General features: G+C 41.1%; 15 protein-coding genes. 6 read left to right on the top strand and 9 right to left on the bottom strand.

The annotated features are described in order from the left end of the window. Positions 1–30: 30 nt before the first annotated feature. Complete coding sequence (locus VRK28_RS04650) at positions 31–1,335, bottom strand: NAD(P)/FAD-dependent oxidoreductase (RefSeq protein WP_062564733.1); 1,305 nt, start codon at positions 1,333–1,335, stop codon at positions 31–33. 259 nt (positions 1,336–1,594) lie between these two features. On the opposite strand from VRK28_RS04650, the gene VRK28_RS04645 reads away from it, so the two are divergent. Continuing rightward, positions 1,595–3,529 (top strand): RecQ family ATP-dependent DNA helicase, encoded by a 1,935-nt coding sequence (locus VRK28_RS04645; RefSeq protein ID WP_332393592.1) that lies wholly within the window; start codon positions 1,595–1,597, stop codon positions 3,527–3,529. Positions 3,530–3,536: 7 nt separating this feature from the next. Here VRK28_RS04645 and VRK28_RS04640 read toward each other — a convergent pair whose 3' ends face one another. The 4 genes from VRK28_RS04640 to VRK28_RS04625 all read right to left on the bottom strand — a co-directional run bounded on the left by VRK28_RS04640 (position 3,537) and on the right by VRK28_RS04625 (position 7,118). After that, entirely contained in the window at positions 3,537–4,457 is a 921-nt protein-coding gene (locus VRK28_RS04640) for a nucleotidyl transferase AbiEii/AbiGii toxin family protein (protein WP_332393591.1), read from the bottom strand. Position 4,458: 1 nt separating this feature from the next. Beyond that, positions 4,459–4,983 carry a type IV toxin-antitoxin system AbiEi family antitoxin gene (gene abiEi / locus VRK28_RS04635; protein ID WP_332393590.1) on the bottom strand — a complete coding sequence of 175 codons (525 nt, stop codon included), beginning with the start codon at positions 4,981–4,983 and terminating at the stop codon, positions 4,459–4,461. A 111-nt stretch (positions 4,984–5,094) separates the two neighbouring features. Next, on the bottom strand, positions 5,095–6,462 hold the full coding sequence (locus tag VRK28_RS04630; RefSeq protein ID WP_062564729.1) for a TrkH family potassium uptake protein: 1,368 nt from the start codon (positions 6,460–6,462) through the stop codon (positions 5,095–5,097). Next, complete coding sequence (locus VRK28_RS04625) at positions 6,459–7,118, bottom strand: potassium channel family protein (protein ID WP_054553462.1); 660 nt, start codon at positions 7,116–7,118, stop codon at positions 6,459–6,461. The genes VRK28_RS04630 and VRK28_RS04625 overlap by 4 nt, the downstream gene beginning before the upstream one ends. Positions 7,119–7,295: 177 nt before the next feature. Between VRK28_RS04625 and VRK28_RS04620 the strand changes: the two genes are divergently transcribed. The 3 genes from VRK28_RS04620 to VRK28_RS04610 all read left to right on the top strand — a co-directional run bounded on the left by VRK28_RS04620 (position 7,296) and on the right by VRK28_RS04610 (position 10,258). Further along, a complete protein-coding gene (locus tag VRK28_RS04620; RefSeq protein ID WP_332393589.1) occupies positions 7,296–8,600 on the top strand; it encodes a DUF4118 domain-containing protein in 1,305 nt (434 codons plus the stop codon). Further along, positions 8,593–9,261, top strand: a complete 669-nt coding sequence (locus tag VRK28_RS04615) for a response regulator (RefSeq protein ID WP_062564727.1) — start codon at positions 8,593–8,595, stop codon at positions 9,259–9,261. Before VRK28_RS04620 ends, VRK28_RS04615 begins: the two co-directional genes overlap by 8 nt. 94 nt (positions 9,262–9,355) lie before the next feature. Then, positions 9,356–10,258, top strand: a complete 903-nt coding sequence (locus tag VRK28_RS04610) for a diguanylate cyclase (RefSeq protein WP_062564726.1) — start codon at positions 9,356–9,358, stop codon at positions 10,256–10,258. A 113-nt stretch (positions 10,259–10,371) separates the two neighbouring features. On the opposite strand, the gene VRK28_RS04605 is transcribed toward VRK28_RS04610, so the two are convergent. Together VRK28_RS04605 and VRK28_RS04600 are read right to left on the bottom strand one after the other, a co-directional pair. After that, complete coding sequence (locus tag VRK28_RS04605) at positions 10,372–10,989, bottom strand: glutathione S-transferase family protein (RefSeq protein ID WP_062564725.1); 618 nt, start codon at positions 10,987–10,989, stop codon at positions 10,372–10,374. A gap of 47 nt (positions 10,990–11,036) precedes the next feature. Next, the gene (locus tag VRK28_RS04600) at positions 11,037–12,068 is read right to left on the bottom strand and encodes an NADP-dependent oxidoreductase (protein WP_062564724.1); all 1,032 of its coding nucleotides are present in this window, start codon (positions 12,066–12,068) and stop codon (positions 11,037–11,039) included. A 187-nt stretch (positions 12,069–12,255) separates the two neighbouring features. On the opposite strand from VRK28_RS04600, the gene VRK28_RS04595 reads away from it, so the two are divergent. Together VRK28_RS04595 and VRK28_RS04590 are read left to right on the top strand one after the other, a co-directional pair. Beyond that, positions 12,256–12,663: a hypothetical protein gene (locus VRK28_RS04595; protein WP_062564723.1), complete on the top strand. Its 408-nt coding sequence runs from the start codon at positions 12,256–12,258 to the stop codon at positions 12,661–12,663. A gap of 11 nt (positions 12,664–12,674) precedes the next feature. Then, positions 12,675–13,517 (top strand): SMP-30/gluconolactonase/LRE family protein, encoded by an 843-nt coding sequence (locus VRK28_RS04590; protein WP_062564722.1) that lies wholly within the window; start codon positions 12,675–12,677, stop codon positions 13,515–13,517. Here VRK28_RS04590 and VRK28_RS04585 read toward each other — a convergent pair. Together VRK28_RS04585 and VRK28_RS04580 are read right to left on the bottom strand one after the other, a co-directional pair. Next, the gene (locus tag VRK28_RS04585) at positions 13,514–13,747 is read right to left on the bottom strand and encodes a helix-hairpin-helix domain-containing protein (protein ID WP_062564721.1); all 234 of its coding nucleotides are present in this window, start codon (positions 13,745–13,747) and stop codon (positions 13,514–13,516) included. The genes VRK28_RS04590 and VRK28_RS04585 overlap by 4 nt on opposite strands. After that, on the bottom strand, positions 13,737–14,732 hold the full coding sequence (locus tag VRK28_RS04580; protein ID WP_332393588.1) for a hypothetical protein: 996 nt from the start codon (positions 14,730–14,732) through the stop codon (positions 13,737–13,739). The genes VRK28_RS04585 and VRK28_RS04580 overlap by 11 nt, the downstream gene beginning before the upstream one ends. Between the last annotated feature and the right edge of the window lie 9 nt (positions 14,733–14,741).

Genomic DNA, 14,741 nt, shown 5'->3' with positions numbered 1-14,741 from the left:
ACAACTAATTTGCCGGCTTTATGCTGTAGCTTAATGCAGTTTCATTTTTGGCCTAACAACGCGTAGTACTTTTTCGCTGATCCACAGTGCAAAGGTTTTTGCACTGCCATGGATGGCACGTTGATGCATACGATAGAGCGAAATATACATAAATCGCGCTATTTTACCCTCTATAAAAAAGCTATTACTGGTTAGGTTGCCCATTAAACTGCCTACTGTGCTGTAGCGTGACAAGTTAACTAAAGAGCCATGATCACTGTAGTTAAAGGCACTCAGAGGCTGGTTTTTGAGTGTGGCTATAAGGTTTTTTTCAACACATTGCGCCATTTGATGAGCCGATTGCGCTCTGGGCGGCACTTGCGTGCCATCTTCTTGAGTAAATGCACAGCAATCACCAATCACAAAAATATCGTCGTTAACGCTACTTTGCAGATATTGGTTCACCTTAATTTGGTTATTGCGGGTAAGTTCAAAGATACCAATGTCTTTAATGAAATCAGGGGCTTTTACACCCGCAGCCCAAACCATAATATCGGCTTTGATATGTTCATCGTTTTTGGTGATAAAGCTGTTTTCTGTGGCCTCTTTTACTTGCGTGCCTTCGCGCACCGTTACCCCTAATTTAACCAGTTCACGCTTAGCTGAGTTTGCAATACGCTCTGGTAACGCGGGTAAAATTCGCGGCCCTGCTTCAATTAAATCAATGTGTAAGCGTTTAGCGGTCATTTTATTCAGGCCATACATTTTCAGCATGTCTGATACATGATAAAGCTCTGCCGACAGCTCAACCCCGGTTGCACCACCACCCACTATGGCAATGGTTAAAGAATGCTGTGGGTCGTCATCTTGATGTAAGCGGGTGAAGTTATCGAGTAGAGCATGCTGAAAGCGCTCAGCTTGTTGGTTTGAATCAAGGTAAAAACAGTGCTTGTTAACACCTGGGGTATTAAAGTCGTTACTGACACTGCCTATAGCAAGTACGAGGTAGTCATAACTGACTTGGCGCTCAGGTAAAATACGGTGGCCAAGTTCGTCTTTTAACTCGCTTAAAGTAATGGTTTTGTTGGTTTGATCTAAGTGGCAAAAGCTGCCGAGTTGAAAATTATAATGATGTTTTGCTGCATGAGCTGAGTATACAACGCCGTCTAAATCGGCATCAATCGACCCCGTCGCTACTTCATGAAGTAACGGCTTCCAAATATGGCTGCGGTTTTTATCGATTAAAAGTATCTCTGCTTGGCGTTTTTTCCCGAGTTTGTGTCCTAATTGTGTTGCTAGTTCTAAGCCACCAGCGCCACCACCGATTATCACGATTTTAGGAGGTTGGTTAATCATTACGTTGCCCTCAAAAGTATAATACCTAAACACTCTTGCGAAAAAGCGCTTAGGTATTGTAAGTCCATCCATCAATACCCCATGGCAACGCGTCCATTGTGCGCCTTTTTACTGATTTTGTCAGTACCTGTTAAGAACAATATAGTGCGCTTAGTTATATCAATGGCCTTGGGAGATTGAGTTAAACACGTTAACATGGCTAATTCGCAGTAAGAGACCTATCATTACCTGAAAAGGGAAATGAAAGTGAGGGATCAGGATGACTACACCACTACACACTTCGTTGAATCAATACTTTGGCTTTAATGAGTTTCGCCAAGGTCAGCAACAAACCATTGAGCAGTTATTAAATCAGCAATCGTCGTTGGCAATTTTTCCAACTGGCTCGGGTAAATCTTTGTGCTATCAATTAACTGCAATGCACCTACCTAATTTGACCTTAGTAGTTTCGCCATTATTGGCACTGATGAAAGATCAAATCAGCTTTTTAAATAGCAAAGGTATTTACGCGGCAAGCCTTGATTCAAGCCAAACCAGTGAGCAAAGTCATACGGTAATGAGTGATGTGCGAGCAGGAAAGGTGAAAATTTTAATGGTCTCAGTTGAGCGTTTTAAGAATGAGCGCTTTCGTGAATTTATTAAACAAGTGTCTATTTCGATGCTGGTGGTTGATGAAGCGCACTGTATATCTGAATGGGGTCACAACTTTAGGCCTGATTACCTAAAGCTGCCGCGCTATAGTGAAGAGCTTAATATTCCACTGGTATTACTTCTCACTGCTACAGCGACTAAAAAAGTAAAGCGCGATATGTGCGAGCGTTTTGCTATTGCCCCAGAATGTGTGGTGCAAACTGGCTTTTACCGAAGCAACCTCGACTTATCAGTGCTCAGTGTTGCAAGCCAAGAAAAACCTCAGCAATTAGCCAGTATTATAGCCAGCCAACAAGGTGCTGGGATTGTTTATGTCACCTTACAACATACCGCTGAGCAAGTAGCAGAAGGCTTGGCAAGAGCGGGCTTTAATGCGGTGGCTTATCATGCAGGCCTTGAGGATGATAAACGCTGGCAAATCCAAGATGATTTTATGGCGGGTAAAATCAATATCGTTGTGGCAACCATTGCTTTTGGAATGGGCGTTGATAAGTCTGATATTCGCTTTGTGATCCACTATGATTTGCCAAAATCGATTGAAAACTATAGCCAAGAGATTGGCCGTGCAGGGCGAGATGGTGCGCCGTCAAACTGTTTTACCCTAGCAAACCTTGATGGCTTAAATACCGTTGAGAACTTCGTTTATGCCGACACTCCCGAGCAAAGTGGGATTGACTATGTCATTAATAACATTCGCAACGAACAAACGAACAACCAGTGGGAAATGCAAGAGTACAGCTTATCGAGCGAAAGTAATATTCGTGCTTTAGCGTTAAAAACCTTACTAGTACAGTTAGAGATGCAAGGGGCTATTACGCCTTTATATGCCTATTACGCCGATTTTAAATATAAGTTTTTAACGGAGCAAAACGAGCTACTTAGCCAGTTTGATGCTGACCGACAAGCGTTTTTACAACAGGTATTCAAACACACTGAGTTTAAGAAAATTTGGGGCACACTTAATTTTGATGCACTAACCCGTGCCACTCAAGTTGATAGAAAGCGCGTGGTTGCAGCGCTCGATTATTTGGCTGAAAAGGGCCACATAGCCCTTGAAACTAAACGTATCACGCAAGTGTATGAGGTGAATAACTCGGTAATAAATCACGCTGATTTAGCACAGCAACTTCACCAATATTTTATCGAAAAAGAGCAGGCCGAAATTAAACGTATCGCTACTTTAGTACGCTTTTTTGAGCTTGATAGCTGCTTAAGTTATAACTTAGCTCGCTATTTTGATGATCAACATGCACCCCAGCAATGTGGCCATTGTTCAGTGTGTAGAGGCCAGCAGGTAAAACTTAGTTACTCACTAGTGCATCAAATGCCTGAGCAAAATGTGATTGCCAGCAAAGTTGCTGAGCTTAAACAGCACTTAGCTGCTAAAGGGATTAGTGATGTGAGCATCGATACACAGTGCCGCTTTTTAGCGGGCATGAGCGTGCCTTTATTTACTCGTAATAAAGTCAGGCAACTATCAGGTTTTGGCCTTTGCGAACAGCAACGATACAGTGACATTAAAACCTTGCTACAGCAGTTGTAGCAGGGTCTTACATTTTAAAATCAGGCTCTGTAGCTTCGGTAAACATTTTTGACTGAACTGTCTTGAATAACTCTGTCAGGGTATTTTGTAAGTACAACTGAAACTTTTCTTTACCGAGAGTTCTATCGAATACTTCGGTATCTAAAAAGCGTTTCATTTCACCGACAAACTCAGGGCTCGTGGTAAGTTCGGGTAACCTATCAATTAAATGAGTGAGCATGGACTGATATTGCTCAAGTTGATAGTCAGCAACTTTATTTTTAACTAGTTCAATATCTAATTGAGCCCCTTGCTGTTGCAACCAAGCAAGATCCCAAATGTCTCGATGTCGCACATACTTTGTTGTTGCTGGTAATGAAATTATTTTATCAGCCATTACCTCATCGAGTGTTTCAGCTAAGATCAGTGTATCGCTGTATCCATCAGGCAGAAAATCATAGTTCAAATTCAGTGGTAAAGGCTGCTTTGTGTAGGCCGGAATATTGGCAACTTCTAACTTAATTTTTTGTTTGGGTAAATCCTTTCTTTGTGGTGCAGTTACTACTGCAACTTGCCACTTATCTATTTTTAATTCTGAGTATTTAGGGTCTTTTTTTAACTCTTTCGGTTCTTTAACTGTCACCTCAAGGCCATATCTTTCGCCAATATACTTTTCAATACATGCTTTGATATCTTTTAACATGAGTGAATTGAATTCTTTACCACCAGCAAAATTTAAATCTTCACTAAAGCGATTTCCGCCGTAACATAATCTTAAAGAAGTACCTCCTTGAAATACTAGCTTATCAAGGAATCCACCTCTTTCGAGAGCGAATAGGATGTCGTAATGCAATAACTCTTTTTCTATAACAGCCCGCATATGAGAAACATTTGTGGTTTGCATAGCGAGATTTACCAGTTGCGCAAAGTTCTCTTGTTCAGTTTTCATCTTATGCTTCCTCTGCAATTAAATGAGTATTCCGGCCAACTCTTTTTAAATCCCTTAGAGCTGTATTTTTCGTTGCAAACCTCAAAGAGCGATCCGTTTTAATCGTGTTTTTTAGAATGTCTAAACGATCTCGCTTAGTGTGAGTAAATTCAATTGTACCAAAAGGCGTTTTATATTCACCCGAGCGTCCTGTTGTCATAATGGTCAATCTGCCAACGGGGATTTGTGAAATAATTCCATACTCTGAAAGTGCAGACTCTAAACTAACGTAATTGTACTCACCGCGGCGGATTGTCTTTGCAATTAGCTCCAGCGTATCACTTCCTTTTGACTGAGCAAGAGCGTAAATAAAAATACCATTTGCAACTCTAATTAAAAAGCCATCATCGATGAGTCGCGAGATCCCCGCTCTCAAGCTCCTATTAGTATCATCAAAAAAAATCTTTGCAAAATCAGACATTGTAAAAATATAACGTCCTTGTTTATCAAATTCTGATAGCTTTTTGATTGCATCTGACTTTTTCAATTTATCTCTCAAGTAATGATTAATGGCATATTTATATGTCATTATTGTAGACTTATTTTACTGCTTTTCAAGTTCACAATTTTAATACTAAAAAATGTCAAAATTGTACACTTAGCCAATTTGAATACTGGTAGTAGGGTAGGTCAAAGGTTGGCTGTGCTGGCGAGCAAAACAATAAGCAAATGTTAGTGGCCCAACTCGACCTATCAACATCAGCAATATGATGATGAGCTGACTAGGCGCACTTAAATCCCCAGTAATACCTCGCGAAAGACCTACGGTACTGAGTGCCGAAATTGCCTCAAAGGTAATATCAAGTAACGACCCTTGTTCAAGCTTGGTGATGATCATAATGCTGGTAAAAGCGATAAATAAGTACAGTATCATGACGCTTAATGCCTTGATCACTAACTTGTCGCTCAGCTGACGGTTAAACACGGTGACCGTGGTTTGCTGTTTTAAATAGCTGCGCATCGCTAGAATTAGGATCACAAAGGTGCCGAGCTTTATGCCGCTCGCCGTACTAACTGAACCACCGCCAATCACCATCAGCAGCATAGTCAAAAGCGTTGAATCTTGACTCAAACCATCAATCGGTAGGGTATTAAACCCTGCGGTACGAGGTGTCACCGCTTGAAACCAAGCCGTTAATATCTGCTCAGACGTTGATAGCGGCGCTAATGTCGCCGGATTGGCGTGTTCAAAGAAAAAAATCAATATAAATGCGATGCAGTTGAGCACAAAGGTGGCAATCAACACCAAGCGGGTATTGGTTGATAGTAACGACCAGCGCTTTTGTTTGTAGATATCAATCAGTACAGTAAACCCTAAGCCGCCGATGATAAACAAAGCGGTGATTATCACGTTTACGGTTATATCGCCTTTGAATGCCGATAAGCTATCGCCGCTTAACGCAAAGCCCGCATTATTGAACGCCGAAATCGTATAAAACAGACTGTGATAGGCGCTTTTTAGTGCGCCATATTCATCAAACCAACTAATAAAGAGTAAGCAAAATGCCACTGACTCAATCACTAATGAATACACTAAAACATACTTAGCAACCTTGATCACCGAGGTTAAATCGTTAGTGTCGAAAGCGCGACTGGCTAGTAAGCGTTGCTGTAAGCCTAGAGTTTTTCCTAAACTTAATATTGAAATCACCGCCACGGTCATAAAGCCAATACCACCTATTTGAATCAGCAGCATTACTACGCTTTGACCAAATACAGTCAGATCAGTACCAGTGTCGATGACCACCAGCCCTGTTACTGTAACCGCAGAGGTTGCCGTAAATAATGCATCGAGCCAGCTGATCGGTTGGGTGCTTGCCATTGGCAACATGAGTAAGCCCGTGCCGAGCATAATTAACACAATAAAGCCGATAGTGAGCACTAAAGGTGGGTTTACTTTTTGCCGCTTACGACACTTTACACCGCTAAATTGTTTAGGGTAAACATTGGCTTGCCAGTTAATCATAATGCACGAAACCGTTTTGCTAATTTAGTTAAGTAGGTTTTAGAGCCCAGTAACACCAGACTATCTCCGTGGCGCAGTTCGGTGTCGTTAGTCAGCTCTGTATTGAAATAATCATCACGTCGTAGTGTGAGCGGTTTAATATCGCTATTACGCTCTTTGAGTAGCCAGCCAATTTTGCGACCTGAAAGTTGCAGATCAATGCCTAGTTCAACAATAAACGTGGATTGGTTAAGCGGGAAATATTGATTAACCATTGGGTAGTTAAGCGCTTGTGCAACCCTCACGCCCATTTCTTCTTCAGGGTGAATGATGCGGTCAACGCCGAGTTTACTTAGTATCTGATGATGGCTTTTGGTACAGGCTTTTACCCAAATTTGCTTTACGCCTAAGTTTTTTAAATGCAATACACATAAAATACTGGCTTCAATATTCTCGCCAATGGCCACCAATACGGCTTGGCAACTGGGTAAATCGAGCCGTGCTAATTGTGTTTCATCACTGGCATCAACCACCACGGTAAAACTGAGTTGGTCGGCATAGTGATTAACGGTGCTTTCGCTAATATCGGCGGCACACACTGTATGACCTTGTTTTGAAAGTTCTAAACAGGCGGTTACGCCAAAACGTCCTAATCCGATTACTGCAAACTGAGCCATTGTCTTTCTCGCTATTGTGGGTACGCGCTAAATGCTAATAGCAAAAAAACAGAAGTCTTTAGAGAGGTTGAAAGCTTTATAAAGATTTTATGCTGAGATAAAAAAACTTTATAAAAACTTTATAGTGACAAAACTGAAAACCCTTTAATCTAATAGGGACAAACAATAAGTGAAAAGATGATGCAGTCAGTATTCAAAATACAGTATTTAAAAGCCGCATTTTTAAGTGTGTTGATGCCACTTGTGGTGGTGCTCGCGATATTTCCGTTTCGAGAACTGTTTACAACCACCGATATTGTGATGCTACAGCTGCTGTGGGTGACCTGGGTTGCGGTGCGCAGTAATCGTCGTGTTGCTGCGCTTACCACCTTAGTAAGTGTCGCCTGTACTGACTGGTTTTATGTGGTGCCGTATTTTACTTTTCATATCGAAAATATTGAATATGTGGTCACTTTTTTGGTGATGTTGATTGTGGGTTTAGTGATAAGCCACTTAGCCGGGGAGCTCAATACCAAGGTTCGCGATGTGCAAGCCCATGCAAGTAATAGTCGCTTATTGTATGAATTAGCTAAAAAGCTTAATGATCTCGATAGCCTTGAGGAGCAAAAGCAGCTGTTTTTAACAACCATGGCCGCACATTTAAAGGTTGCGTGTGATTGGCAGTTAACAGCGTCTAAGCAGTTTATTTATTTAAACGAACAGCAAGCGGAATTTGGTGGTATTGCGTTTGCCAAAGCACTTAATACAGAGCAACAGGCTTTGGCGAATACAGCGTGCTCTTTACTGTATCAGGTTCAAGAAAAAACCTTACTACGCGAGCAATCAGCGGCGATTAAAGTACAGGCCGAGTTAGAAAGGTCAAAAAACACCTTGTTGCGCAGTTTATCCCATGACTTACGAACACCATTAGCGACCATTATGGGCGCATCAAGCATGTTGGCTGATGATGATATTCAACTAAGCTCTGAGGTTATCAAAGAGCAAGCTGCTAATATTTATGAGCAAAGTAAAATTCTTAACCAGCACTTTGATAAAGTCATGGAGCTCAGTAAAGTGAATAAGTTAGCTGAGAATATTAAATGGCAAAAACTACCCATTTTGACCTTAATCAGCGAAGCTAAATCACGCCGTCAGCAACAACTACAAAACTTTAAACTGCACATCGAAGCTCAGCAACAAAGCATATGTTTTGGCGATGAAACCTTACTTGAAATTGCCTTTGCCAATATGCTCGAAAACGCAGCTCGTTACGGAGATGGTTCGGCGAGCATGCAATTTATTGAAACACAAGACGAATACCAAATTGTGTTAACTAACCCTTTTGCTAATAAGCACGAGACGAGTCAAGATGAAGGCGTTGGCCTAGGGAGTGTTATTTGCGATGTGGTTGCTAAATGTCATCAGGGGCGCTTTGAATTAACCCTCAATGAGCAGACAAAGCAGGCAACAGCTATATTAATTTGGAGTAACAGCCGTGGCTAATATTTTGGTTTTAGAGGACTCACCGCCTCTGCAAAGTTTTTTAAAAACACTGCTCAAAGCAAGTAACCATGAAGTCAGTGTGTGCGCGAAAGGGCTTGATGCGTTTGCACTTTTAAGCCAGCAGCAGTTTGATTTAGTGCTGCTTGATTTAGGTTTGCTCGATATGGATGGGCAAGATTGGCTGGTGGAGTTTAGGCAGTGGAGCCTGCTCCCTGTTTTGGTACTTTCTGCACGTGACGGCGAAACAGAAAAAGTCACCGCCCTTGATAACGGCGCTAACGATTACCTGACCAAACCATTCAGCGCAAACGAATTACTAGCACGTATTCGGGTGCTACTGCGTATGCAAACAACACCAAGCCTGACCCTGCAATGTGGCGATATTCACATCGACCCACATAAACATGTGGTGCGTAAAGGTGCTGAAGAAGTCAAACTAACTAAAAAAGAGTACGCTATTTTGCTGTTGTTATTTCAGCAAAAAGACAAGGTATTAACGCATAACGCTATTTTATCTGAGGTGTGGGGAGAGCAGTATATTAATCGCCCTGAATATGTGCGTGTACATATTGGTCAGTTAAGACAAAAGCTTGAGCAAAATGCGGCAAGCCCTAAACATATCTTAACTGAGCCCGCTGTTGGTTATCGATTAGTTGATTAAGCCATCTATTTCTAGCGCTTTAGGTTGAGTTTGTAACTTACCTTAGGTACTGTTTTAGGAAATAAAATAATAAGCGGAAGTCTTTTCATTGGCTATGCATCAAAATACCGAGCAGGGCATTAATTCTCTGTCGAATACACAGCTTGAAGACGTGATTGCAGAAATCGAGCAGGCCATTGAGTGGCACCAGTCATGGTATAGAAATTTATTAAGGTGCTTAATTGCAGACATACCTGCAGATGAACAAGACTTAGCAGATAATGCTCATAACCTTTGTCGTTTTGGGCAATGGTTTAATAAGCTACCCGAACAGACCATAAGTCTTCACCCTTACTTTTCTGAAATCGCTTGTGCGCATCAAAAGATGCATCAAGGTGCCAAAGTCCTGTTATCGTTAAAAGAGTCTAAGTCCGTTATTCCGGCTAATTTATTGGACCAGTTTCATGCCGATTTAGATAGCTTGCATGAATTATTTGAAACCCTTATCGATGAATTCTCTGAATTGCTGCACACAAGAGACCCTTTAACGGGTGCATCAAACCGAACAAATTTAGTTGAAAACCTACAAAAAGAGCATGAGCTTTGCAAACGTAAATCGCTGAGCTGCGCACTGATAATGATCGACCTTGATCACTTTAAGCAAGTGAACGATGAGTTTGGCCATGCTGCGGGCGATAAGGTATTAATAGCCCTTGTTAAATGTATTAAATCTCACTTAAGGAAGTACGACCAACTATATCGCTATGGCGGTGAAGAGTTTTTAGTCTGCTTACCCCAAACAGAGCTAGAAGGTGCCAAATCACTTTCTGAGCGATTAAGAGCTGGCGTTGAAGTTTTAAAAATTGAAATTGGCAAAGGTAAACACATCAATGTGACAGGCTCATTTGGTGTTTCGTTAATAAATGCCGATGACGATATCGAGGCGGCAATCGAAAGGGCTGACGAAGCCATGTATCAGGCTAAAAAGTCAGGCCGCAATCGAGTGTGTGCGGCTTAAATGGTAGCTGCGCTGACTTATTTGATAATATTGGTGAAGTAAAAGTATGGCTGTAGTCCACCTTCAACGCTTTGCGGCAAACAAAGGTACAGGAAGTACCTTTGTTTATTGAGTTAACCGTATTTTGCTTCTAGCTCATTGGCTGTGTGATAACTTTCGTGAGTTTTCAGTTGCTCTAAATAACGTTTAATTTCAGGGAAATGTGCTAGCAGGCCTGCCTCATCAGCTTTCTCTACAACAAAAGACATCATAAAATCAGCGCCGGTCAAAGTTTCATCCACTAAGTACTGCTTACCTTTTAATTGCTGATTAACATAACTCAGTATCTTGCCAATTTCATGATCAGCATAATCACCAATAAAGTTGGTTTTACAGCCATCTTTTGTAATAAATAATTTTAATAAAAAAGGGACCATTGCTGAGCTTTCGGCAAAATGAAGCCATTGCTGATAATCAACATAGTTGTCGTTTTGCAGGCTTGGCATAAACTTGCCTTTACCGTACTTACTAATTAAGTAGTCGGTAATTGCGCCAGATTCTGTAATTACTTTACCGTTATCTTCAATAACGGGCGATTTACCCAGCGGATGAATTTGTTTTAGTTCATCAGGTGCTAAGAAGGTTTCTTTATTGCGTTGATAAGCAACAATGTCGTAATCGACACCAAGCTCTTCCAGTAACCAAATAATACGTTTAGAGCGTGATTTATTTAAATGGTGTAATTTAATCATTCGTTATCCTTAAAAATGGCGTAGCCAAGCTGACTACGCCTTGAAATTTAAATTGGCTGCTGAACTTGCACGACAGTTTTACCGAAGTTCTCACCATTTAACATCGCATTAAAGGCGTTCAGCGTATTTTCGAAATTAGCTTCAAGATGCTCTTTATATTTGATTTTTCCTTCGCTTAACCATGTTTGCATATCTTTTGCGAATTCCTCATAACGATGGGCGTAGTCATCAAAAATAATAAACCCTTGTACTTTAATGCGTTTCTTTAAAATGTGACTCATAAGCATAGATAAGCGATCTGGACCTGGCGGCAGCTCGGTAGCGTTGTACTGTGATACTAAACCACATAACGGAATACGTGCTTTTGTATTCAACAGGGGTAACACAGCATCAAATACATGGCCACCGACATTTTCGTAATAAACATCAATACCATTATTACACGCTGCGCTTAACTGCTCTGCAAAATCATTTTCTTTGTGATCAATACAGGCATCGAAGCCTAGGTTTTCAACGGCATGTTGACATTTTTCTTTACCGCCAGCTACGCCAACGACCTTACAGCCTTTTAATTTAGCTATTTGCCCTACAGTTGCACCGACAGGCCCTGTAGCTGCAGCAACCACGACTGTTTCGCCCGGCTTTGGCTCACCAATATCTAAAAGCCCCATGTAGGCGGTAAAACCAGGCATACCCATAATTCCAAGTGCATACGAAGGATTTTCAGGGTTTTTCCCCAGTTTCATTAAGCCTTCAGTGTCGCTTATTGCGTATTCTTGCCAGCCTGTGTATGCCAACACCCATTCACCTTCTTGGTAGTCAGGGTGGTTTGATTGCTCAACTTGGCATACGGTTGCGCCTACCATCACATCACCAATCTTTACAGGATCAGCGTATGATTCAGCATCACTCATTCGTCCTCGCATGTAGGGATCAAGTGATAGATAAATGGTCCTGAGTAATACCTCGCCATCTTTTGGCGCTGATACTGAGTTAGTTTTTAAAACAACATTTTTATCATTCGCTACGCCTTTTGGACGTGTCTCAAGAATATATTGACGATTTTGAATATCAGACATACTAGGCTCCTTTTGCCAGCAGTAAATTAAGATACGCCTTTAACGTTTTGCGGGCATAACATTAAAAATCAACACTAAAATTGTAATTGCTGAGTAACACGCTCATTATAGGGTTATTCACGGTTTTGCACTGGTTATAGGAACGGTGTATGCTGTTTTTAGGCTGAGTTAATTGAAAAGGATTGATATGAAGCGCATTTTACTATTATGTGCAGCGGTTTTTGCAACCTCTGGTCAAGCCAATACCGATGTACTATCAGTGGATCCGGTCATGCTCTCTGGCAGTGCTTTTTCATTTGAGAATGATGCCAAGCGTTACCCTAAGCAAAGCCAATTTAGCATTGTCCATAGTGTATTAATGAGCAGTGAAAGTGGTCGCCGTTTAGCGGTTGTGACGATTGAAAATAAAGCATCGGGGTCGCGAATTCTTCAGGCTGACCATATTATGGCGCTGTTTGCCGATGGGCGTCGTGTTCATCCTCAGAGCTTTGACGAAGGTATTAAGTTAGATGATGGCGAAAAGCGTTCTTTGACATTATCTTTTGGTGAAAACGAATACCCAATTTTAGCGGTATACACGAGTTTAGATGAGTAAAAGGAAGACCTATGAAACTACTTAAGCCACTGGCAATTACATTACTTTTAAACTCACCGTTAACCTTTGCAGTTGATAGCCAAGACTTTGTTAAAGATAACGTTTTTACGCAAGGCGTTGAAGGGCCAACCATGTATAACGGTGCCTTGTACGCGGTGAACTATGCCCAGCAAGGAACCATTGGCCGCGTTGATAACATGGGCAAAACATCGTTATTTGTAAGGCTACCAAATGACAGCGTTGGTAATGGCTTACAGTTTGACTCACAAGGCAATTTGTTTATTGCTGATTATGTTAACCACAATATTTTAAAAGTACCTGCTGGCAGCAATAAAGCAGAAGTGTTCGCCCATAATAGTAAAATGAATCAACCCAATGACATTGCTATCACCAAAAGCGGGGCGCTGTTTGCAAGTGACCCTAACTGGGCGAACGAAACGGGCCAGCTGTGGCGTATTAATGCAGATGGCAGCACTCATTTACTCGAAAAAAACATGGGTACCACCAATGGGGTAGCGGTTAATCACGACAACACGAAGCTTTATGTGAACGAGAGTGTGCAGCGAGTTGTTTGGCAATATGACTTAGATGAGAACTTAAACATTAGTAACCAAAAAGCTTTGATTAAGTTTGCTGATCATGGCTTAGATGGCATGCGCGTTAATAATCAAGGGCACGTCTTTATTACTCGTTACGGCGAAGGGAAAGTGCTTGAAGTATCGCCTACCGGCAAACTCTTAAATAGCTATCAATTAAAAGGCCAGCATCCGACGAATTTGGCTTTCAATGAGACGCAAAACAAAGTGTATGTCACCATGCAAAAGCGCGGTGCAATAGAAGTGATTGAGCTTTAGCCTTGTTTTGCTCGTGCAATCGCGGCGGTGATTGCCGCTTTTGCTTGCGGACTATTTTGCCAACAACTTGAATGCAGCATTGATGCTACACGTTCAGCAATTGTGTTGGCATCAAACCCGGCTAACTCCTCAAACGATTCAATACCGATTTCTTCAAACCGTTTTATCACAGTTGGCCCAACACCTTTGAGTGCTAAAAGCGCGTTGCGCTCTTGCTCGTTAAATGGCATTTGTTCGTTCCTTGTTCATTGCGTTTATAAAATGATGAGGGTCATCTAGTCCCAGGAAAACAGTGTTGATATCACCCATAGGTTCAATGAGCTTAATTTTAATATTCGGGTAGCCAGAATAGTTGTAACGTTTGATTGAACGAGCGCGTGCAATAAAGTCGGTATTTAAATCAATGGATTTGATATTTTCTAAAGCAATATTGTAAGCAGGATAGAGCCCACAGCGAATAATGAGTTGTGATTTACTAATAGAAACAGGACGCTTTGCAACTGCTCGGTATTCTGCAATGAAGAATAAAAGACTAAATATAGTTAAACCAGTGATTATGTTTGCTGCTGTTGATGACCACACAAAGTGTATGAAGAAGTGCATCATGGGCAGTTCTAATAAGATAATAAAAATAAAGCCAAGTAAGTTAGCTTGTGCGCCGTCTTTATTATGATAACTAAAATGTTGTTCACCAGTGAAATAACTAGGTTTAATGTGTTTAGCGTAAAATAAGAAAGCCCACATCCGTGTTTCGAAACATAAAAAGTTTGCAATAGCACTTTGTTTGAAAAGCTTTTTAATTGGCCTTTCTATAGCTGTGTCTGGGTCGGTCTGCTGGCTTAAAGCGGATTTTATTGCCAGGTACACAGTAATAAGAGCGCTTAGCTCTAAAATTACAATCAAAGCTAAAATCCCGTAACGACCTTGCTCTAAGAAATGCATTAAAAACTTGTTTTGTTCGGGAACAATGTAACTCCCCACTAAAATAGCTAGTGAGCACAACATCAAGGCTTTTAAAGCTGCTTCTTTCTTATTTTTAATTAATATTAAGCAAAGTACAGGTAATACTATCAGTGCATCAAGCAGGTATAACCATTCAAAGTTTGCTTTACCAAAGTCATTTAACGGGTGGCTACCTTGGTAATACATACCCCAAAAAAGACTAATACTAATTAGGAAAATAAATGGGATTTTGGACTTTATTGATTTGAGCATTACATCTTC

Source organism: Pseudoalteromonas sp. P80D2 (assembly GCF_036680945.1).
GTDB classification, from domain to species: domain Bacteria; phylum Pseudomonadota; class Gammaproteobacteria; order Enterobacterales; family Alteromonadaceae; genus Pseudoalteromonas; species Pseudoalteromonas shioyasakiensis.
Note: the sequence above shows the minus strand (reverse complement) of the source record. Positions and strands in the feature narration are given on the sequence as shown.